Origin of the sequence: Chromohalobacter israelensis DSM 3043, assembly GCF_000055785.1 — a bacterium.
Taxonomy (GTDB): Bacteria; Pseudomonadota; Gammaproteobacteria; order Pseudomonadales; family Halomonadaceae; genus Chromohalobacter; species Chromohalobacter israelensis.
Map to the genome: position 1 here is coordinate 2,621,432 of NC_007963.1, position 19,934 is coordinate 2,641,365.

The 19,934-nt window shown below is 65.6% G+C and carries 19 protein-coding genes; 14 read left to right on the forward strand and 5 right to left on the reverse strand.

Annotation, left to right across the window (positions count from 1 at the left end; genetic code table 11):
• The first annotated feature begins 19 nt into the window (after positions 1-19).
• Positions 20-631 carry a YajG family lipoprotein gene (locus CSAL_RS11855; RefSeq protein ID WP_011507627.1) on the forward strand — a complete coding sequence of 204 codons (612 nt, stop codon included), beginning with the start codon at positions 20-22 and terminating at the stop codon, positions 629-631.
• Positions 632-634: 3 nt separating this feature from the next.
• Here the strand turns inward: CSAL_RS11855 and tmpT are convergent, their stop codons facing one another.
• Complete coding sequence (gene tmpT / locus CSAL_RS11860; protein ID WP_011507628.1) at positions 635-1,291, reverse strand: thiopurine S-methyltransferase; 657 nt, start codon at positions 1,289-1,291, stop codon at positions 635-637.
• Between the two features lie 43 nt (positions 1,292-1,334).
• On the reverse strand, positions 1,335-1,931 hold the full coding sequence (locus CSAL_RS11865; protein WP_240673374.1) for a TIGR04211 family SH3 domain-containing protein: 597 nt from the start codon (positions 1,929-1,931) through the stop codon (positions 1,335-1,337).
• A gap of 521 nt (positions 1,932-2,452) precedes the next feature.
• Between CSAL_RS11865 and miaB the strand changes: the two genes are divergently transcribed.
• The 5 genes from miaB (at position 2,453) to lnt (ending at position 8,009) form a co-directional block, all read left to right on the forward strand.
• Positions 2,453-3,799, forward strand: a complete 1,347-nt coding sequence (gene miaB, locus CSAL_RS11870; RefSeq protein WP_035411885.1) for a tRNA (N6-isopentenyl adenosine(37)-C2)-methylthiotransferase MiaB — start codon at positions 2,453-2,455, stop codon at positions 3,797-3,799.
• Between the two features lie 103 nt (positions 3,800-3,902).
• Positions 3,903-4,982, forward strand: coding sequence for a PhoH family protein (locus CSAL_RS11875; RefSeq protein WP_035411881.1), 1,080 nt, complete (start codon positions 3,903-3,905; stop codon positions 4,980-4,982).
• Positions 4,979-5,443: an rRNA maturation RNase YbeY gene (ybeY, locus tag CSAL_RS11880; RefSeq protein WP_011507632.1), complete on the forward strand. Its 465-nt coding sequence runs from the start codon at positions 4,979-4,981 to the stop codon at positions 5,441-5,443. The genes CSAL_RS11875 and ybeY overlap by 4 nt, the downstream gene beginning before the upstream one ends.
• 110 nt (positions 5,444-5,553) lie before the next feature.
• A complete protein-coding gene (locus tag CSAL_RS11885) occupies positions 5,554-6,444 on the forward strand; it encodes a CorC family transporter (RefSeq protein WP_011507633.1) in 891 nt (296 codons plus the stop codon).
• A 95-nt stretch (positions 6,445-6,539) separates the two neighbouring features.
• Positions 6,540-8,009: an apolipoprotein N-acyltransferase gene (lnt, locus tag CSAL_RS11890; RefSeq protein WP_011507634.1), complete on the forward strand. Its 1,470-nt coding sequence runs from the start codon at positions 6,540-6,542 to the stop codon at positions 8,007-8,009.
• 66 nt (positions 8,010-8,075) lie between these two features.
• Here lnt and CSAL_RS11895 read toward each other — a convergent pair whose 3' ends face one another.
• The gene (locus CSAL_RS11895) at positions 8,076-9,161 is read right to left on the reverse strand and encodes a proline racemase family protein (protein ID WP_011507635.1); all 1,086 of its coding nucleotides are present in this window, start codon (positions 9,159-9,161) and stop codon (positions 8,076-8,078) included.
• Positions 9,158-10,321, reverse strand: coding sequence for an alcohol dehydrogenase catalytic domain-containing protein (locus CSAL_RS11900; protein ID WP_011507636.1), 1,164 nt, complete (start codon positions 10,319-10,321; stop codon positions 9,158-9,160). The genes CSAL_RS11895 and CSAL_RS11900 overlap by 4 nt, the downstream gene beginning before the upstream one ends.
• A gap of 117 nt (positions 10,322-10,438) precedes the next feature.
• On the opposite strand from CSAL_RS11900, the gene CSAL_RS17270 reads away from it, so the two are divergent.
• On the forward strand, positions 10,439-10,678 hold the full coding sequence (locus CSAL_RS17270) for a type II toxin-antitoxin system RelE/ParE family toxin (RefSeq protein ID WP_083831104.1): 240 nt from the start codon (positions 10,439-10,441) through the stop codon (positions 10,676-10,678).
• Between the two features lie 24 nt (positions 10,679-10,702).
• Positions 10,703-10,984 (forward strand): HigA family addiction module antitoxin, encoded by a 282-nt coding sequence (locus tag CSAL_RS11905; RefSeq protein WP_011507637.1) that lies wholly within the window; start codon positions 10,703-10,705, stop codon positions 10,982-10,984.
• Between the two features lie 125 nt (positions 10,985-11,109).
• On the opposite strand, the gene CSAL_RS11910 is transcribed toward CSAL_RS11905, so the two are convergent.
• On the reverse strand, positions 11,110-11,619 hold the full coding sequence (locus CSAL_RS11910) for a zinc ribbon-containing protein (protein WP_011507638.1): 510 nt from the start codon (positions 11,617-11,619) through the stop codon (positions 11,110-11,112).
• A gap of 178 nt (positions 11,620-11,797) precedes the next feature.
• On the opposite strand from CSAL_RS11910, the gene leuS reads away from it, so the two are divergent.
• From leuS to CSAL_RS11940, 6 genes are all read left to right on the forward strand, one after another.
• On the forward strand, positions 11,798-14,368 hold the full coding sequence (gene leuS, locus CSAL_RS11915; RefSeq protein ID WP_011507639.1) for a leucine--tRNA ligase: 2,571 nt from the start codon (positions 11,798-11,800) through the stop codon (positions 14,366-14,368).
• Between the two features lie 55 nt (positions 14,369-14,423).
• Entirely contained in the window at positions 14,424-14,918 is a 495-nt protein-coding gene (locus CSAL_RS11920; protein WP_011507640.1) for an LPS-assembly lipoprotein LptE, read from the forward strand.
• A complete protein-coding gene (gene holA / locus CSAL_RS11925) occupies positions 14,915-15,973 on the forward strand; it encodes a DNA polymerase III subunit delta (protein ID WP_011507641.1) in 1,059 nt (352 codons plus the stop codon). The genes CSAL_RS11920 and holA overlap by 4 nt, the downstream gene beginning before the upstream one ends.
• A 54-nt stretch (positions 15,974-16,027) precedes the next feature.
• Complete coding sequence (locus CSAL_RS11930; protein ID WP_011507642.1) at positions 16,028-16,507, forward strand: DUF488 domain-containing protein; 480 nt, start codon at positions 16,028-16,030, stop codon at positions 16,505-16,507.
• A 287-nt stretch (positions 16,508-16,794) separates the two neighbouring features.
• Complete coding sequence (locus CSAL_RS11935; RefSeq protein ID WP_011507643.1) at positions 16,795-17,691, forward strand: glycine betaine ABC transporter substrate-binding protein; 897 nt, start codon at positions 16,795-16,797, stop codon at positions 17,689-17,691.
• Positions 17,692-17,784: 93 nt separating this feature from the next.
• Complete coding sequence (locus CSAL_RS11940; RefSeq protein WP_043558497.1) at positions 17,785-19,824, forward strand: CocE/NonD family hydrolase; 2,040 nt, start codon at positions 17,785-17,787, stop codon at positions 19,822-19,824.
• Positions 19,825-19,934 lie beyond the last annotated feature (110 nt).

Genomic DNA, 19,934 nt, shown 5'->3' on the forward strand with positions numbered 1-19,934 from the left:
ATCAGGATACATGTCGAATATGCATCGGACCCGTCGCATGGGGCACCTCCCCACACTGGCCCTCGCCGCCCTGCTCCTCGCGTTGCTCGTCATCGGCGGCTGTGCACAAAGCCCGCAGATACTTCAGGTCAAGCCCGATGTCGGCGCGAGTCTGCCGCAAACCGGCAACGGTCAGGCGATTGCCGTCAGCGTCGTCGACGGACGGCGCAGCGACGTGCTCGGCACGCGCTCCGGCGAACCCTCGTCGACCTCGACGATTCGCGTCCCCGCTCACGACGTCATCCCCAAGCTGCAGACCCAGGCGGAAAACGCCCTGCGGCGCATGGGATACACCCCGACGCGCGAAGGAGGGACCGGCGCGACCCTGACACTCACGCTCGCCGATCTCCAGTACGCCCCCGCCGACGCCGATGCGCCGCTGCTCGATGCCGCGCAACTCCAGGCCGTGCTGCGCGCGGAAATCGTCAACGACGGCGGCACCTATACCGGCACCTACACCGCCAAACGCACCCAGAGTTTCGCCATCAAGCCCGACTGGGAGACCAACAACCGCATGGTCAGCGACCTGCTGAGCAACGCCCTGCGGCGCGCCTTCAGCGATCCCGAGCTGTCACGCCAGCTGCAGTACTGACCGTCACTCGCCGGGCCCCGTGTCCTGACGCGGGCCACGTCGCACCAACGACCAAACGCTCTCCTGCTTGCCGCCGGCCTCCGGCGGCAAGGTTTCCAGGAGGGTCAGTTCGAAATTGGGGGCGAACAGGCGCTCCACCTCGTCATGATCCACCGAATACGGCGGCCCACCCTCGGGCGACTGGGTATCGACCAGGCTGATCAGCAAGCCTCGCGTTCCCGGCAGCAGCAGCTGCGCGAGATGAAAGGCATAGCGTTGCCGGGTGGCCTCGGGCAGCGCGATCAGCGCCGCCCGGTCGTAGAAGGCGGCCAGCTCGGCGGCCTGCGCCGTGTGAAAATGGAAGAAGTCCCCGCACCAGAGCTCGATGCTCCCCTGCCGGCAGCAGGTGAAATCTCCCTGGGTGTATCGGGACACGGGCCCCTCGCCCTCGGCAATGAACTGCTCGATGGCCAACGACGACAATTCGAGCCCCAGCACCGGATGGCCCTGCTCGGCCAGCCAGCGCATGTCCAGGCTCTTGCCGCACAACGGCACCAGCACCTTCCCCCGCGGCGGGGCACCGAGCGCGGGCCAATGCCGTTGCAATGACGCATGCGGCGCCGAGCGATGAAACCCGATGCGCCCGTCCTCCCAGCGCGACAGCCACTCATCCGTGGCCATGGATGCTCACCATAGCGACTCAATGCCTCCCGTTCGATTGGCGCTAGAACCAGCCGCTGCGACGCTTACGTCGACGCGGCAGGTGCGGCACGATCAGCCCGACCAGCAGCCCGGCGCCGGCCACGCCGGCCCCGTACATGAAGTAGCGCATCAACAGGTCTTGTTCCTGGGTATCGAGCCGCGCCTCGAGCCCGCGCACGGTTTCCTGCGCCTCGCCGTAGGCCGAGTTCAGCTCGGCGTTGCGGGCCTCCAGCTCCTCGATGCGCTGGCCGCGCTCATCGAGCGTGGTCTTCATGTCGGCCACGCGCTGTTCCCATTCCTGGTTGATGCCGTCGAGTTCCGAGGTCAGCTCGTCCACGCGCGTCTGCAACTCGGGCAGGCGTGAACGCGCACTCGGCGTGTCCTGCAGATAGCGACTGGGAATCCACACCGTGTCGCCGTCCTGGCTACGCACCCGACTGTAATCGTTTTGTCGTTCCAGCAGCGTCACGGGTTCGCCGCTGTCGAGCGTTCCCACGATGCGATAACCGTCCGTGGGGCCGCTGCGTACATAGGTGGGCAACTGGTCCGAGACCCAGTGCTGCGCCTCAGCCTGTGCATGGGCGTCCACCGCAAAGGCCCCGAGGACCAAGCTCAACATCAGAGGTTTGATTCTAGACATAACGTGGCTTCTTCATGAATGACGAACGGCTCACGATACGAACTGCTCCACGCGTTGCGATCCATGCCGAGCGGACCTCCTGTCGCGCCTCGGCGGGCGACCATCCACACATTCTGTGGATAAGTCTTGGGAAAACCGAATCATGACAGCGGCGAGACCGCCGCAATGTCTGTCATAGCGACAAATCGTGCAATTTTTGATCACTCCTTCCACGCGTTCTATCGCGTGCCGACCCGCCTGGCGCGGCGCCGTCGCCGCCATCCACGGGCCGCGCGGGAGACGCCCCGAGGGCGAGATTGCGCGACAGCCGCTAGCGTATCATAGCCACGACGGATTCGCGGACGATTCGACGTCCGCGCAAGGCTGGCCCAGGCTGCCGGCAATCCGTATAATGCAATGTCTTATCCTGGACAAGCGGCTGGGCCGCATTTCAAGGCCACGCTTTTACTCACCCCCAATCACGGACAATGTCGGGCGCTCGACGCACCGACCGTATCGGTATGGCGAAGAAACTCTTCATCAAGACCCATGGCTGCCAGATGAACGAGTACGATTCCGCGCGCATGGCGGATCTACTCGGTGAATCGCACGCACTCGAGCTGACCGACGACGAGCGGGACGCCGACGTCATCCTGCTCAACACCTGCTCGATTCGCGAAAAGGCCCAAGAGAAGGTGTTCCACCAGCTCGGTCGCTGGAAGAAGCTCAAGGCCGCCAATCCCGACCTCGTGATCGGCGTCGGGGGCTGCGTGGCCAGCCAGGAAGGCGAGCACATCAAGAAGCGCGCGCCGCACGTCGACATGGTCTTCGGTCCGCAGACACTGCACCGCCTGCCGACCATGCTCGACTCGCGTCAGGGCGCGGAGACCATTTCCATGGTCGACGTCACCTTCCCCGAGATCGAGAAGTTCGACCACCTGCCCAAGCCCACGTCGGACGGCGCCACGGCCTTCGTCTCGGTGATGGAAGGCTGCTCGAAATACTGCACCTTCTGCGTGGTGCCTTATACCCGTGGCGAGGAAGTCTCGCGGCCCTTCGAGTCGGTGATGGAGGAAGTCATCCATCTGGCCGACCAGGGCGTGCGCGAGATCAACCTGCTGGGCCAGAACGTCAACGCCTATCGCGGCGAGAATCAGCTCGGCGACGAGATCGACCTCGCCGAGCTGATCGGCTGCGTCGCCGCCGTGGAAGGCATCGACCGGATCCGTTTCACCACCTCGCACCCCGTGGAATTTTCCGACAGCCTGATCGAGGCCTACGGCGAGATTCCCGAGCTGGTCAGCCATCTGCACCTGCCCGTTCAGGCGGGGTCGGACCGTATCCTGGCGGCCATGAAGCGCGGTCACACCGTCGAGGAATACGTCGACAAGCTGGAGCGTATCCGCGCCCTGCGCCCGGACATCAGCTTCTCCTCGGACTTCATCATCGGCTTCCCCGGCGAGACCGAGGAAGACTTCATGGACACCATGAACCTCATCCAGCGCATCGGATTCGACGCCTCGTTCAGCTTCGTCTACTCCCCGCGCCCTGGGACGCCGGCGGCGAACCTGGAAGACGAGACGCCGGAAGCGACCAAGAAGCAGCGTCTGGCGATTCTCCAGGAGCGTCTCAACCAGCAGACCATGCAGATCTCGCGGCGCATGGTCGGCAACACCGAGCGCATTCTGGTCACCGGCTTCTCGCCCAAGGATCCCGGCCAGCTTTCCGGCCGCACCGAGAACAACCGGGTGGTGAATTTCCGCGCGCCCAACCCCACCGAACTCATCGGCTATTTCGTCGACGTCGAGATCACCGAGGCCTTGCCGAACTCGCTGCGCGGTGACCTGGCGTCGCCCGCGCGCTACTGACGTGCCATTCACCGCTCGGTGAAACCTTGCGCAAGATCATTGCCCCGGCGTTGTCCGGGGCGCTAAGCTGAATTCACACTTCCAACCCATGGATCCCCTCGAGTTGAGCCAGAACACTTCGCAGGCACATCGCATCCTCACCCTGACGCTCGAACCCAACGACCCCATGCGCCTGGCCAGTCTGTGCGGGCAGCAGGACGAACACCTCAAGCTCGTCGAGACCCGCCTGGGCGTGACGCTGCGCAATCGCGGCAACACCTTTCAACTCGCGGGGCCGGGGTCGAGCGTCAAGGCCGCGGCCAACGTCGTCGAGCACCTCTACCGTGAGACGGAAGCCAGCGAGCTGACACCCGATACCGTGCACCTGTTCCTGCAGGAATCCGGCCTCGAAGCGCTGGAGGAGGAAGAGGAAACCATCGACGAAGGCGGTGTCCTGCTGCGTACGCCACGCGCGCTGATCAAGCCGCGTGGCAACAACCAGCAGACCTATGTCGCCAGCATTCGCGATCACGACATCAACTTCGGGATCGGACCGGCGGGGACCGGCAAGACCTACCTGGCGGTCGCGGCGGCGGTCGAGGCGCTCAACCAGCAGCAGGTGCGGCGCATCCTGCTGGTCCGTCCGGCGGTGGAAGCCGGCGAGCGACTGGGTTTCTTGCCGGGGGACCTGGCACAGAAGATCGACCCCTACCTGCGCCCGCTGTACGACGCCCTCTATGAAATGCTGGGCTTCGAGCAGGTCGGCAAGCTGATCGAGCGCCAGGTGATCGAGGTCGCTCCGCTGGCCTACATGCGCGGTCGCACGCTCAACAATGCCTTCATCATTCTCGACGAGAGCCAGAACACCACGCGCGAGCAGATGAAGATGTTCCTGACGCGTATCGGGTTCGGCTCCACCGCGGTGATTACCGGCGACATCACGCAGGTCGACCTGCCGCGCGGCAACCAGTCGGGGCTGATTCAGGTCCTCGACGTGCTCAAGGACACCCCGGGAATCGGCGTCACCCACTTCGTGGCCAAGGACGTGGTCCGCCACCCGCTGGTACAGCGCATCATCGAGGCCTACGATGCCTTCGAGAGCGCCGAGGAAGAACAGGAACGCACTCGCCGCGAGCGCCGCGCCCAGGCCAAGCGCGAAGAGAACGACGCGCGACGCGACAACGACGAGCCGACCAACGCATGACGCCCGACATCGATCGTCAGGTCGCCCTCGAGACGGCGACGGAACTTCTCCCCACCCAGGCCGATCTCGAGGCCTGGGTGGGGGCCGTGCTGGCGCGTCATCCCGACACGGACCGCCACGAACTCAGCGTGCGCTTCGTGACGGCCGACGAGAGCCAGGCGCTCAACCGCGATTACCGCGGCAAGGACAAGCCGACCAATGTGCTGTCCTTCCCCTTCGAGGCACCGCCCGGCCTCCCCCTGGCGCTGCTCGGCGACCTGGCGATCTGCCACGCCGTGGTCGTCGACGAAGCCGCCGAGCAGGGCAAGCCGCTCGCGCACCACTACGCCCATATGGTGATCCACGGCACCTTGCATTTGCTCGGCTACGATCATATAGATGATCGGGAAGCCGAAGAGATGGAAGCCCTGGAGCGGGAATTACTGGCGCATTTCGCCATCGGTGATCCCTATGCCGAGTGAACCGCCGCCTGCCGGAACGGCCCCCGGCTTCCTCCGAAACGCGACCGCCGGCCGCGTCAGCATCTTATTACCCCAGCGTGATCGTCCATGAGGAACGAGAGACCCATCGCATGAGCGAAGACCGATCGAGCAGCCAGGGTGGCAAGTCCTGGCTGGATAAACTGTTGAGCGCTTTCTCCAACGACGCCGACGAGCCCAGCTCGCGAGACGAACTGCTCACCTTCCTGCGCGAGGCCGGCACCCGGCTACGCCTCGATCAGGATGCGCTGACCATCATCGAGGGCGCATTCCAGATCAGCGATCAGCAAACCCGTGAGGTGATGATCCCGCGCTCCCAGGTAACCGCCCTGCATGTCGATCAACGCCCCGAGGACTGCCTGCCGGTGATCCTCGAAACCGCTCACTCGCGCTACCCGGTCATCGACGAAAACCTCGATGAAGTGCTGGGCATCGTGCTGGTCAAGGACCTGCTGCCCTTGCTCAAGCTCAGCGATGCCGAGCGCCAGCGCTTTCAACTGCGCGACATCCTGCGTCCGGCGATGTTCATTCCCGAGTCGAAGCGGCTCAACAGCCTGCTCAAGGAATTCCGCGACACCCACAACCACATGGCGGTGGTGGTCGACGAATACGGCGGTACCGCCGGCATCGTGACCATCGAGGACATCCTCGAGCAGATCGTCGGCGATATCGAAGACGAGCACGACACCGACGAGGAAGACGACATCCGCGACCTCGGCGACGGCACCTACGCGATTCGTGCGCTGACCCCCATCGAGGAGTTCAACGAACGCTTCGACACGGCCTTCCCCGACGAGGAATTCGACACCGTCGGCGGCCTGGTGATGCAGCGCTTCGGCCATCTTCCCCGTCGCAACGAATACGCCGACCTGGGCGACTGGCGCTTCACCGTGCTCAACGCCGACAACCGCCGCATCCGGCTGTTGCAGGTCTCGCCCGCATCGGATGCCAGCAGCGAGACGGCGCAAGCCGAAAGGGAATGACCCCAAGTGCGCCGTGACGCCGTGTCGTCCTCGTTGCGGCATGGCCCACGGCGCCCTGCTCTGTTATAAGAGGCACCTTCGACAAGGAGTGCCTCATGCTGTCTTCCCGAGCCTATCGACCCTGGATGGGATATCTCGTCGCGCTGGCCGCCGGCGCGCTCACGACCCTGACCTTCGCCCCGTTCTCGCTCTGGTGGATCGGCCCGATTGCCGTCGCCATGGTCTTCTACGGGCTGCACGACCTCACCACCGGTCAGGCCGCCTTGCGCGGCTGGAGCTACGGCGTCGGGCTGTTCGGCGCCGGCACGTCGTGGATCTATGTGTCGATTCACGATTACGGCTACACCGGCGTACCGCTGGCCGTCTTTCTGACGGCATTGTTCGTCGTCACGCTGGCGCTGTTCTATGCCGTGATATTCGGCGTCTATCGGCGCTTCACCTCGCCCCGCTGGGCCATGCTGACCTTCGCGGGCGCCTGGGTGCTGGGCGAAGGGCTGCGAACCTGGGCGTTCACGGGGTTCCCCTGGCTGCTGCTGGGCAACGCCCATGTCGCGTCGCCCCTGGCGCCCTGGGCTCCCGTCGGCGGCGTCTACCTGCTCTCCTTGTTCGTCGCGCTGAGCGGGACCCTGCTGGTCGCGCTGTGCCGAAAGCGCTACTGGGCCCTGGCGCCACTGGCCGCCATTTGGGTCATCCCGATGCTGCTTCCCGCGCAATGGACGACACCCCAAGGTGAACCCAAGCGCGTCGCCTTGCTGCAGGGCAATCTCCCGCAACTGACCAAGTGGAGCGCCGAGGGCCAGCGCGCCGCTGCCAACACCTACAGCACGCTCACTCGCGCACAGCCCGAGGGGACCGACCTGATCGTGTGGCCGGAGACCGCCCTGCCGATGTTCGCGGCCCAGGCACGCCCCGTGCTCGAGCGCGTGCAGGCGACGCTTCCGCCGGACACGGCCTTGCTGACCGGCATCGTGCAACGGGAGGCGAACGGCGATTACTACAATTCGGTCATCGGGGTCGGCGCCAGCGAGGGCAGCTACCGCAAGGAGCATCTGGTGCCGTTCGGCGAATACCTGCCGCTGGAGGGCTTGCTGCGCGGCATCATCGCCTTCTTCAACCTGCCCATGTCGAGCTTCACCGCCGGTGACGCCGACCAGGCACCGATCGAGGCCGCCGGCATGCAGCTGGGCAGTGCGATCTGCTACGAAATCATCTATGCGGATCTGGTCGCCAACCGGGCGCGCGACGCCAACGTGCTGCTGACCGTGTCCAACGACACCTGGTTCGGAGACTCCATCGGCCCGCTTCAGCACTTGCAGATGGCCCAGCTACGCGCCCTGGAGAACGGCCGTTACGTCCTCCGCGCCACCAGCAACGGCGTCACCGCCATCATCGACGCCCAGGGCCGGATCACGCAGCGCGCGCCGCGCTTCGAGACCACCAGCGTCAACGGCGAGGTCCAGCCCATGCAAGGCCTGACGCCCTTCACCCGGACCGGCAGCTGGCCGGCCTGGGGACTCGCCCTGCTGCTGCTCGTCCCCGGGCTGCGCTGGCGCCGTCGCACCTAGCGTGCACCGGTCCCGACACGAGGCGCGGTGAATTCCGCGCCTCGTGTCGGGAGGCCAGGCCACGGCCTAGTCCGACAGCGACACCTCTTCCTCGACGGGCAACGCCTCGGTCCTGCGATGACCGCTGGTCAGGATATGGTGCAGGCTGCCGCACTCCACCAGCGGATCGTTGCAGTTGATGACGATGTCCGAGCGAGCCAGCATGTGAGCCTTGCCGGTGATGGTGTTCTCGGCCACCCGATGGTCCCCTTCCTGCCGGGAGCCGGTGAACTCGCCGATGAAGCCCGTGCCGCGCAGGGACACGGTCTCCAGCTTGTCTCCCGGCTGCAGCGTGCCCTCATGATGCATCAGCGCCAGGCGCGCCGAGGTGCCCGTGCCGGTCGTGCTGCGGCAGATCACGCCCGGGTGCACGTAGGTCGTCGAGCGCGAGCGGAAGAAGCCGTCGGCGACCTGCTCGACCGGCCCCATGAAATGCAGGAACGGCAGCGGCCCCACATCGCCCAGGGTGTAGTGCGAGAAGCCTCGCTCGGCCTGGATCGCCTCGACGATGGCATGGGCGCACTCCGCCAGCCGTGCCTCCTCGTCCCGATTCAACGAGAAGCCCAGCTCGGCGGCATCCACCATTGCGTAGAACCCGCCGCTGTAGGCGACGCTGTAGGTCACGTCCCCGACCGAAGGCACATGGATGCTGGCCCGGTAGGTGTCGATGTAACTGGGCAGCCCTTCGCAGGTAATGGCTTCCACGACGCCGTTTTCCACCCGCGCCTCGATATGCACCAGGCCGGCCGCGGACTCCAGGATGAAGCGCTGATGCCCCTCGCGCTTGGGTACGAGGCCGCTTTCCAGCACGGCCGTGGCGGTGCAGATGGTGTTGGACCCGGAATAGATGGGATAGCCCATCACCTCCATGATGATGTAGCCCACCTCGGCTTCCGGATCGCTGGCGGGAACGAGCAGATCCACCGACATCTCGGGAATGCCATAGGGCTCGCTGAGCAACAGCTGGCGCAGGCCGTCGGCATCCTCGCGCAGGTACTCCATCTTCTCGCGCACCGTATTGCCCGGCAGCGGGTCGATGCCGCCGGTCACGATACGGCTGACATCGCCGCCGGCATGCAGGTCGATCAATTGCAGTGTCAGTTCTTCGCTCATTGTTCACCCTTCAGTGCGTACGGGGCGCCATGCGCTTGCCACTGCGAATCGGGGACGATCACGATCTTGCCCAGGTAATTGCTGTTGCGATTGACGAAGTAACGTTCGGCGTCATGCAACTCGGAAAGCTTGAACGCCGCGTGCAGTACCGGCGTCAACTGCCCCGTGCGGATCCAGGCCACCAGTTGCTCGGCCTCGTCGCGCGTGCCGTGGGACACGCCGAATACCTGCACCTGATACAGATAGATCCGCGTCCACATGATCTCGCTGAGATTGCCGCCGCTCGCCCCGGCGATGCTCAATCGCGGGTACGTGGTGCGGCGCGTCATGTCGAAGATCATGGTGTCGATGAAGCGGTCGGTCATCTCGCCGCCGACCAGATCCATGACCGCATCGATGGGTACGCCCTGCGTCAGGGCCTTCACCTTCTCGGTGAAATCCTCCATGTCCGTGCGATCCAGCACGGCCTCCGCCCCCAGCGCCATCAACGAAGCGGCCTTGTCCGGCTGGCTCAGCGCGTAGGGAATCGCTCCCATGATGCGGCAGAGCCGAATCAGGGCCGTGCCCACCCCGCCACTGGCACCGGTCACCAGCACGCGTTCGCCGGCCTGCACGTTGGCGGCGTTCAGCATGTGCAGCGCGGTCTGGTAGGAACACATGCCCATGGCGGCGAGTTCGGCATCGGCCAGTTCCGGGTTGTCCACCGTATGGAACTGCGCCGAAGGCACGGCAACGTACTCGGCGAAGCCGCCATCGGCCCCATGACCGTAATAGTCGGGCGTCAGGTTGATGTCGGGGCGGTCGTCGGCATAGATATTGAAATCCAGCAACCCGCGCTGGCCGATGCGTTCTTCACTCACGCCCTCGCCGACAGCGACCACGCGCCCGGCCACATCGGCACCCTGAATGCGAGGAAAGGTCAGGGTCGGGGCACCGCCGATCTGGAACGAGGTCGTGTCTCCCTTGTCCTTGGTCGGATAAAGCCCTTCCCGCGCCTTGCGGTCGGTGTTGTTCTTGGCCGTCGCGGTCACCTGCACCAGGACCTCGCCATGGGCGGGTCTCGGCACGGGCACGTCCTGGCGATAGACCAGCTTGTCGATGCCCCCGTGTCCGGTCAGCAACATCGCCGCCATCGCGTCGGGCAGCCCCTCGTCATGCATGCCTGTCTCCTCGTCTTGGTCGTGGTTGGGTCTTCGATCGTGTTTCGGGGTGCGACGATATCAAACTTTTCCCCATGCCCAATGGCCCGATCCAGACACCATTTCCGAGCCCGGCCCATGGCACGCCACGTGCCGGACCACGACGAGGGTGACGAGAGGCACCAGCCCCTTGCCATTCGTATAGCGAAACTATACGCTACTCGAATGATCAAGAGCTTCCAACACAAAGGGCTGCGCAAGTTCTTCAAGGGCAGCTTGCACGGACACTGGACCATCCCCGTCAATGGAAACTGGCGACTTACCTTCACGTTCGATGGCGAAGACGCCATCTTGGTGGACTATCAGGACTATCACTAGCAGTGACTATCACTAGGAGGCCGCATGAACCGCATGCACAACCCCGCGCACCCTGGCGCCGTGCTGCGCGAGTACATCGGTGACATCTCAGTCACCGAGGCCGCCAAGCGTCTGGGCGTCACGCGCGCTGCGCTGTCTCGCATTCTCAACGGCAATGCCGGTATCTCGGCGGATATGGCACTGCGCCTTGAGCAGGCGCTGGGCACCAGCGCGGAGATGTGGCTGGAAATGCAACTCAAGTACGAACTCTGGCAGGCAGCACAACGGCCTCGCGCTCAGGTCACCCCCCTACACGCCGCAGGGTGACCGTTCAAACGACATCGCATTCAGGCCATCCAGCGCCAAGCAGGGTGGCTCCCTCCAATGAAGCGGCCAGGGGCGTCGAGTGTCTGACGCCCCTCATGCCCTTCCTTGTGCCCTTTCTCTCGGCCTTACCCCCTGGCGCGTGCGAAATAGCGATGACCGCAGTGGTGGCAGGGCTCGAGCCGGGTGATGGTCTCGAGGATCACTTCCGTATCGCAGTGCACGCAGCGCATGCGGCCGGGCACCGCCATCTCGCCTTCGACATAGTCGGCGCGCGCGGCTTCGAGGTCGTCCGCGAAGCGCGCCTGGTCGACGGTGGTTCGGTCGGCGATGGAAAACAGCGCCTCGGTGACCCGCCGCGAGACGGCGCCGAGGTCGATTCCCAGCCAAGTGGCGATGCCTTCGCCGCCATGGGCCAGGAACTGGCGCAGGTCGCGCATGTCGCGTTCGACCCAGGCGCGCAGCAGGGCCAGTTCGTCCTTGGTGTAGGTCTCGAGTTCCGCCTCGAACTCGATGGCGTCATCCATCTCGCGCTGCAACGACTCCCACGACAGGTCACCGGCGCCCTTCTCGAGCCGTTCGAGTACCCGTTCGTAGGCACGGCTCAAGCGATTCTCTTGCTCGTGACGTTCGCTCATAATGCGTCTCCTGACTGTCGTCGAGGTCACGCCCCTACCTGTAGGCGCATGACTGGGGTATCCTGACGGCCTGATATATCACACAGACAACGTCCGTTCACCTCCGTTTCTACCACATCGCGGTGCCGGGCGTTATCCGCTTCAAGCCAAGCCCAACGCAAGGTGCCAGATCAAACCGATGGACGCACAGTACACGCCGCACGCAATCGAATCCGCCGCCCAGACCTTCTGGGACAAGAACCAGTGCTTCAAGGCCGTCGAGGACGCGACCCGGGAGAAATTCTACTGCCTGTCGATGTTCCCCTACCCCAGCGGCAAGCTGCACATGGGGCACGTGCGCAACTACACCATCGGCGACGTGGTCTCGCGCTTCCAGCGCATGCAGGGCAAGAACGTCCTCCAGCCGATGGGCTGGGACGCCTTCGGCATGCCCGCTGAAAACGCCGCGATCAAGAACCGGGTCCCGCCCGGCGCCTGGACGTACGACAACATCGACGCCATGCGTCGCCAGTTGAAGGCCCTGGGCTTCGCCTATGACTGGAACCGCGAATTCGCCACCTGCGACGTCGACTACTATCGCTGGGAACAATGGTTCTTCACCAAGCTGGTGGAGAAGGGCCTGGTCTACAAGAAGATGTCCACGGTCAACTGGGATCCCGTCGATCAGACCGTGCTCGCCAACGAGCAGGTGATCGAAGGGCGCGGCTGGCGCAGTGGCGCGCTGGTCGAGCGCAAGGAAATCCCGCTGTGGTTCCTCAAGATCACCGATTACGCCGATGAGCTGCTCGCCGACCTGGACAAGGTCGACTGGCCCGAGCAGGTCAAGACCATGCAGCGCAACTGGATCGGCAAGTCCACCGGGGTCGAGCTGAGCTTCGCGGTGGCCGACAGCAGCGAGCAGCTCGAGGTCTACACCACGCGTCCCGATACCCTCTATGGCGTCACCTACGTCGCCGTCGCCGCCGGTCATCCGCTGGCCAGGCAGGCGGCCCAGGACAACCCCGCGCTGGGCGATTTCCTGGAGGAATGCCAGCAGGGCGGCAATTCCGAGGCCGAGCTGGCGACCATGGAGAAGAAGGGCATGGACACCGGCCACAAGGCGATTCATCCGCTGACCGGTCGTGAAGTGCCGATCTTCGTCGCCAACTTCGTGCTCATGGAATACGGCACCGGCGCGGTCATGGCGGTCCCCGCCCATGACCAGCGCGACTGGGAATTCGCCACCAAGTACGGCATTCCCATCGAGCCGGTGATCGCCGACGCCGAAGGCAACACGCCGGATCTGTCCCAGGGCGCGCATACCGAGCACGGCAAGCTGATCAACTCCGGCGAGTTCGACGGGCTCGAGTTCGACGCCGCCTTCGATGCCATCGCCGCGCGCCTCGAGGCCAACGGACAGGGCACGGTGAAGACCAACTTCCGCCTGCGCGACTGGGGCGTGGCCCGTCAGCGTTACTGGGGCGCGCCGATCCCGGTCAAGTACGGCCCCGAAGGCCAGACCGTGCCGCTGACCGACGACGAACTGCCCGTCGCCCTGCCGATGGAAGTCGAGGTCGATGCCTCCGGCTCGCCGCTCAAGAAGATGCCGGCGTTCTATGACCTCGGCGAGGGGTGGACGCGCGAGACCGATACCTTCGATACCTTCATGGAATCGTCCTGGTATTACGCGCGCTTCGCCAGCGCCGACAACATGGAGGCGATGCTCGACGAACGTGCCGACTACTGGCTGCCGGTGGATCTCTACATCGGCGGCATCGAGCACGCCATCCTGCACCTGCTCTACGCGCGCTTCTTCCACAAGCTGATGCGCGACTTCGGCCTGGTCGCGAGCGACGAGCCCTTCCAGCGCCTGCTCACCCAGGGCATGGTCATCGCCGAGACCTTCTACCGTGCCAACGACGACGGCAGCAAGGACTGGTTCAACCCCGCCGACGTCGACGTCCAGCGCGACGACAAGGGCCGTCCGGTCAGCGCCATCCTGCGCGAGGACGGCCAGCCGGTGGAGATGGGCGGCATCGAGAAGATGTCCAAGTCCAAGAACAACGGCGTCGACCCGCAGGCGATGATCGACCGCTTCGGTGCCGACACCGTGCGCCTGTTCATGATGTTCGCCGCTCCCCCCGAGCAATCGCTGGAGTGGTCCGACTCCGGCGTCGAGGGCGCGCACCGCTTCTTGAAGCGGCTCTGGAAGCTTGTCGCCGATCACCTGGACGCCGGCACGCCCGCGGCCCTGGATGCCGACGCTCTGAACGACGACCAGAAGACGCTGCGTCGCAAGACCCACGAGACCATCGCCAAGGCCAGCGACGACATCGGCCGTCGCACCACCTTCAACACCGCCATCGCCGCGGTGATGGAACTGGTCAACGCCATCGGCCGCTTCGAGGACACCTCGCCGCAAGGCCTGGCGGTCACGCGCGAGGCACTGGAAGCCTGCGTGCTGGTGCTGGCGCCGATCGTGCCGCACGCCTGCCATGCCTTGTGGGATGCCCTGGGTCACGACACCCCGGTCATCGACGCCGCCTGGCCGCAGGCCGACGAGGCGGCCATGGTCAAGGACAGCGTCGAACTGGCGGTCCAGGTCAACGGCAAGCTGCGTGCGCGTCTCGACGTGCCGGCGGCCGCCGACAAGGCCGCCATCGAGGCCCAGGCGCTGGAGGCGGAGAACGTACGTCGCCACACCGAGGGCAAGACCATTCGCAAGGTCATCGTCGTGCCCGGCAAGTTGGTCAACATCGTCGCCAATTGATCCGGCTCACACGCCCGCTCCCTGGGAGCGGGCACAAGCTCGCAAGGAGGCTCGCGTGAAGCGCCGTTCGTTCATCTCCCGTGCCCTGATTCTGCTCGCCGCCACCACGCTGCTCGCCGGATGCGGCTTTCAACTCCGCGGCGTCGGCGACACCGCGCTCGACGTGCCCGCCGTCGCGTTGTCCTCGCCTTCGGGCGAATTGCGCGATGCCGTCGCGCAGGCCCTGCAAGGCGCCGGCGCCTCGCTCGAGGACGACGCGCCCCTGCGCGTCAATCTGGACGAGGAGCAGATCCGCGAGACACGCCTGACGCAAGGCAGCAGCGGCAACCAGCAGCGTCGCCTGACGCTCACCGTGCCCTTCTCGGTGCAGCGCAGCGAGGACAACGCCTACCTGCTCGATCAGCAGACCCTCGAGGCCAGCACCAACCTGACCGTCGACAACGACAACCTGCTCTCCCAGGACGAGCTGCGCAATGAAGCGCTCGCCTCGCTCCGCCAGGAGGCGGCACGTCAACTCGTCGATCGCCTGCGCGCCCTAGAGACACCATGAAAGTCTTTCCCGACAAACTGGACGACGCTCTCGGCAAGCGGCTGCACCCGGTGTACATCGTCGCCGGCGACGAGCCGCTGATCCACATGGAAGCATGCGACGCCATCCGCGCCGCCGCGCGCCAGCGCGGCGTCGAGGAGCGCGAGGTGCTGCACGTGGAAAACGGCTTCCAATGGGGGCGCCTGACCGAATCGGCCGCCAGCATGTCGCTGTTCGCCTCGAGCAAGCTCATCGAACTGCGTCTGGGCGGCCAGTCCCCGGGCCAGGAAGGCGCCAAGGCTCTCGATGCCTACGCGCGCCAGGCCAAGGACAGCGACGACATCCTGCTGATCAGCAGTGCGCGTCTCGACCGGCGCGCGCAGTCCAGCGCCTGGTTCAAGGCCCTGGACAAGATCGGCGTGTTCGTGCCGGTGTGGCCGGTGGACCATCAGCGCCTGCACTTCTGGGTGCGCGATCGCGCGAGCCGCCACGGGCTCTCCCTGGACATGGACGCGGCCCGCCTGCTCGGCGAGCGCACCGAGGGCAACCTGCTGGCCGCCGATCAGGAACTGCAGAAGCTCGCCTTGCTCTACCCCGCCAATGCACGGCTCGACACTCAGGCCATCGCCGGTGGCGTGGAAGACAGCGCCCGATATGACGTCTTCACGCTGATCGACGCCTGCCTGCGCGGCGAACGCGTGCGTGTCTCGCGCATCGTCCGCGGCCTGCGTGGCGAAGGGGTGGAGGCTCCCGTGGTGCTGTGGGCACTGACCCGCGAGCTGCGCATCTTCCTGTCGCTGGCGCAGCACCTCGACCAGGGGCAAAGCCTCGACCACGCCTGCAAGGCGCAGCGCCCGCCGATTCCCGACAAGCGGCGGCCGCTCTATCAGCAAGCCCTGAACCGCATGCCACTCAAGCGACTTCACAAGCTGCTGTTGTTCGCCCAGCGCCTCGATCTGGCGATCAAGGGCGCGGTAGCGCTGCCCGTATGGGAAGGTCTCCATGACCTGGCGCTCACCCTGGCCGGCGGACGCGGTCCCCTGGCCGAGATGGCGTATTCCTACCGGATCGCCTAGCCCGAAAGACAGAGACACTCGCCGGCTGGCGAGCCCCTCGCGGAGGAAAGCAGGATGCCTTACACGATCGCGATCAAGCGTATCTACCAAGCCGCCGAGCCCGAGGATGGCGCACGCGTTCTCGTCGACCGGCTGTGGCCCCGAGGCAAGCGGCGCGAGTCGCTGGAATTGACCGACTGGTACCGTGACGCCTCGCCTTCCAACGCCCTGCGCCGTGCCTGGCACCAGGGAGACATCAGCGACGCCGTCTTCGCCCACCGCTATCGCTGGGAGATCGAGGACGACCCCGACGTGTTGCTGCCTCTCATGCGCTGGACGCGCGAGGGCACGCTCACCCTGCTGACCGCCTCCCGGGAGCCACAGCACTCGCACCTCCCGTATCTGCGCGACATGCTGCTCAAGGCACTGGAGACCGAGGATCAAGAAGCGGACGACCGCACGCCCGCCTCGTCGCCCTGCTACGCCGATCAGGTCAAGCCCGCCGACACCAACGACGACAACGCCTCGTCGGAGACACCGAACTCCCGCCACTGACCGTTATCCGAGGGCTCGCCATGCCGCGCCCTCGTGCATCGAGCAATCCCGCCGCGCCCCCGGGCACCGCCTGTCTGGCCATCAGGTGGTGCGCTGTCATCCATGGCGGTCATGCCACTCTCTCTTGCCACCCTCTCATGCCACCATCTCATGCCACCATCTGTTGGCATTCGAAATCGCAGGCATCACGGATCTTCATCAATTCCGGCAGCGGGGTAGGTTACTCTGGGGAACGACGAAAGTCGCAACCCGATAACACGCTATAACAACGGAGGCATGTCGCTGCCATGAAACACCCCATTACGGCACTGCTGACAACGCTGGGACTGAGCCTTTCCGCCGTCGCCACGACGGCACACGCGCAAGACGACCCCATCGTGGTCGGTGGGCTCAACTACACCGAGCACCTGATCCTCACCTCGGCCACGTTCCAATTGCTCGAAGCCAACGGCTACAACGTCGACAAGCGCGACGGGCTGGGCACCTCGGTGCTGCGCCAGGCGCAGGAGAACGGCCAGGTCGATCTCTACTGGGAATACACCGGCAACTCGGTGATCCTGTTCAACGACCAGCCGCAGCCGGCAGATGCCGCCGAGACCTATGCCACCGCCAAGCGTCTGGATGCCGAGAAAGGCCTGATCTGGCTGGATCCCTCGGACACCAACAACACCTACGCGCTCGCCATGCGCGAGGCCGACGCCGAGGAACGTGACATCCACACCCTCTCGGACCTGGCCGAGGCCATGAACGACGGCGCCGACCTGACGCTCGCCTCCAATGCCGAATTCTACGCCCGCGACGACGGCCTGCGACCGCTGCAGGAAGCCTACGGGTTCGAATTCCCGCGCTCCAACGTCAAGCGCATGGACTCGGGGCTGACCTACAGCGCGCTGCGTGAAGAGGAAGTCGATGTGGCACTGGTGTTCGCCACCGATGGCCGCAACGGCGCCTTCGACTTCGAGGTGCTCGACGACGACCAGCAGTTCTTCCCGGTCTACCAGTTGGCGCCGGTGGTCCGCGAGGAAACGCTCGACGCGCATCCCGATCTCGAGCCCCTGCTCAACGAGATGTCCGCCGCGTTGAACGACGAGACGTTGATCGACCTCAACCGCCGCGTGGATGTCGACGATCAGAACATCGAACGGGTCGCCAAGGATTTCCTGACCGAAAACGACCTCATGTGATCGTCCGTTTCTGCGGATTCTCCAGCCTTTCACCTCAGTCTTTCACCTGCGGGGCGATGCATGCATCGCCCCGTTCCGACGACAGGACGCCCCATGTTTCCGAGTGGAAGCCAACCCGATGCCCGGGAAGTGCGTGACTTCCCGTACCCGATCGTCGAGGAACCGGCACTGTTCATTCCGCTGCCCGACGGCAGCCGACTCGCGGCACGAATGTGGCGGCCGGCGGACGCCGAGACCCATCCCGTCCCCGCGATCATCGAGTGCATTCCCTACCGCAAGCGGGATGCCACCAGTGCCGACGACGAGCGCATGCACCCCTACTTCGCCGGCCACGGCTACGCCGCGCTGCGCATCGACCTGCGCGGCAGCGGTGACTCGGACGGCGTGCTCGAGGACGAATACCTGGCCAGCGAGCAGGACGACATCGTCGCCGCGATCGCCTGGCTCGCCGAGCAGCCCTGGTGCAGCGGCCGCGTCGGCATGCTGGGCATTTCCTGGGGCGGCTTCAATTCGCTGCAGGTGGCCTCGCGCCAGCCGCCGGCGCTCGGCGCGATCATCGCCGTCGGTGCCACCGTCGACCGCTATCACGACGACGTTCACTACAAGGGCGGCTGCGTGCTCAACGAGAACTTCGGCTGGGCGGCCTCGTCGCTGTCCTTCATGTCGCGGCCGCCGGATCCCGCCTTGCGCGACGACTGGCGCGAACTCTGGCAGCACCGGCTCACCCATCAACCCTTCGTCGCCGAGAACTGGTTCGACCACCAGACGCGCGATGCCTACTGGCGCCACGGCTCGGTATGCGAGGATTATTCGCGTCTGACGACGCCGACCCTGGCCGTTACCGGCTGGGCCGATGCCTACGTCAACTTCGTCGCCGAGATTCTCGAGCACGCGCCCTGCCCCCGGCGCGGCATCGTCGGCCCCTGGCCACACGCCTACCCGCACCTGGCGATGCCGGGGCCGACCATCGGCTTTCTCCAGGAAGCGCTGCGCTGGTGGGATTACTGGCTGAAGGATCGCGACACCGGCATCATGGAAGAACCGCTGTACCGCGTGTTCTGTCCGTCCTTTTCCGAGGCCGATCCGCAACGCCTCGAAGTGCCCGGCGAATGGCTCGCCGAGACCCAGTGGCCGAGCCCGCACATCGCCTCCCGCGAGCTGGCGCTGGGCAACGGCGAACTGCAGGCCGCGGAAGACGGCGCCGCCCGCCCGAGGGTGGTCAGACTGCGCGCCCCGGCCGACAATGGCCTGCAATGCGGTGAGTACATCCCCCACAGCAGCGGCCCCGAGATCGCCGGCGACCAGCGTGGCGACGACGCCCACTCGCTGACCTACGACACCGAGCCGCTGGCGTCCGACACGGTGATCCTGGGGCGCCCCACGCTCTCGCTGCGGGTCAGCGTCGACCAGCCGCGCGCCAACCTGATCGTGCGCGTGTGCGACGTCTCGCCCGAGGGCGTGTCGCAGCGCGTCTCCTACGGCGTGCTCAACCTCTGCCACCGCGACAGTCACGTCACGCCTTCCGAGGTGCCGTGCGATACGCCGCTCGACGTGACCGTGTCACTGAACCAGACCTGCTATCGCTTCATTGCCGGGCATCGGCTGCGCGTCTCGGTGACCACCGCCTACTGGCCGCTGGTCTGGCCGAGCCCTTATCCGGTGACGCTGACCCTGCACGAGGCTGACTCGCGGCTCACGCTGCCCCAGCGGCCCCCGCACGATACGCCGCCCGTGCAGTTCGAACCGGCGGTGTTTTCCGGACCCATGCAGCACCGGGTCGTGCGCGCGGGCGAACAGTCCCGGGACGTCACCCACTCGCTGACCGACGGCTGGACCCGGCATGCCATCATCGACGACTTCGGCGAGATCGCCTACGACCACGGCCTGACCAACATCGCCTCGGCGGACGAGCGCTACGCCATCCATCCCGAGGCCCCGGCCACCGCGACCATGAGCAAGAGCTGGCGCCAGGCCTTTCAGCGCGACGACTGGCAGGTACACACCGAGACCTGGGCGGAGTTGAGTTGCGATGCCGAGTGGTTCTACCTGGAGGCGCACCTGCAGGCCTTCGAGGGCGGCGAGCGCTTCATCGACCGGCGCTGGAAGACGCGACGCCGTCGCCGCTGGGTGTAAGCCCCCAACGGGACACCACGAAGCACGACAGAAGCACGACAGCTGCTGAGGATGCCCCCGCTGGCATCAAAACGCCCGAGGCAGTACCTCGGGCGTTTTTACGTCTCAAG

What these genes read in the sequence shown, in the direction of transcription:
- tmpT (WP_011507628.1), bottom strand. Translation starts at nt 1,291, where the DNA reads ATGGCCACGGATGAGTGGCTGTCGCGCTGGGAGGACGGGCGCATCGGG.
- CSAL_RS17270 (WP_083831104.1), top strand. Translation starts at nt 10,439, where the DNA reads ATGGCACGCCACGTGCCGGACCACGACGAGGGTGACGAGAGGCACCAG.
- CSAL_RS11940 (WP_043558497.1), top strand. Translation starts at nt 17,785, where the DNA reads ATGTTTCCGAGTGGAAGCCAACCCGATGCCCGGGAAGTGCGTGACTTC.
- CSAL_RS11865 (WP_240673374.1), bottom strand. Translation starts at nt 1,931, where the DNA reads ATGTTGAGCTTGGTCCTCGGGGCCTTTGCGGTGGACGCCCATGCACAG.
- miaB (WP_035411885.1), top strand. Translation starts at nt 2,453, where the DNA reads ATGGCGAAGAAACTCTTCATCAAGACCCATGGCTGCCAGATGAACGAG.
- CSAL_RS11900 (WP_011507636.1), bottom strand. Translation starts at nt 10,321, where the DNA reads ATGCATGACGAGGGGCTGCCCGACGCGATGGCGGCGATGTTGCTGACC.
- CSAL_RS11910 (WP_011507638.1), bottom strand. Translation starts at nt 11,619, where the DNA reads ATGAGCGAACGTCACGAGCAAGAGAATCGCTTGAGCCGTGCCTACGAA.
- CSAL_RS11930 (WP_011507642.1), top strand. Translation starts at nt 16,028, where the DNA reads ATGCCTTACACGATCGCGATCAAGCGTATCTACCAAGCCGCCGAGCCC.
- CSAL_RS11855 (WP_011507627.1), top strand. Translation starts at nt 20, where the DNA reads ATGCATCGGACCCGTCGCATGGGGCACCTCCCCACACTGGCCCTCGCC.
- ybeY (WP_011507632.1), top strand. Translation starts at nt 4,979, where the DNA reads ATGACGCCCGACATCGATCGTCAGGTCGCCCTCGAGACGGCGACGGAA.
- CSAL_RS11905 (WP_011507637.1), top strand. Translation starts at nt 10,703, where the DNA reads ATGAACCGCATGCACAACCCCGCGCACCCTGGCGCCGTGCTGCGCGAG.
- CSAL_RS11895 (WP_011507635.1), bottom strand. Translation starts at nt 9,161, where the DNA reads ATGAGCGAAGAACTGACACTGCAATTGATCGACCTGCATGCCGGCGGC.
- holA (WP_011507641.1), top strand. Translation starts at nt 14,915, where the DNA reads ATGAAAGTCTTTCCCGACAAACTGGACGACGCTCTCGGCAAGCGGCTG.
- leuS (WP_011507639.1), top strand. Translation starts at nt 11,798, where the DNA reads ATGGACGCACAGTACACGCCGCACGCAATCGAATCCGCCGCCCAGACC.
- lnt (WP_011507634.1), top strand. Translation starts at nt 6,540, where the DNA reads ATGCTGTCTTCCCGAGCCTATCGACCCTGGATGGGATATCTCGTCGCG.
- CSAL_RS11885 (WP_011507633.1), top strand. Translation starts at nt 5,554, where the DNA reads ATGAGCGAAGACCGATCGAGCAGCCAGGGTGGCAAGTCCTGGCTGGAT.
- CSAL_RS11935 (WP_011507643.1), top strand. Translation starts at nt 16,795, where the DNA reads ATGAAACACCCCATTACGGCACTGCTGACAACGCTGGGACTGAGCCTT.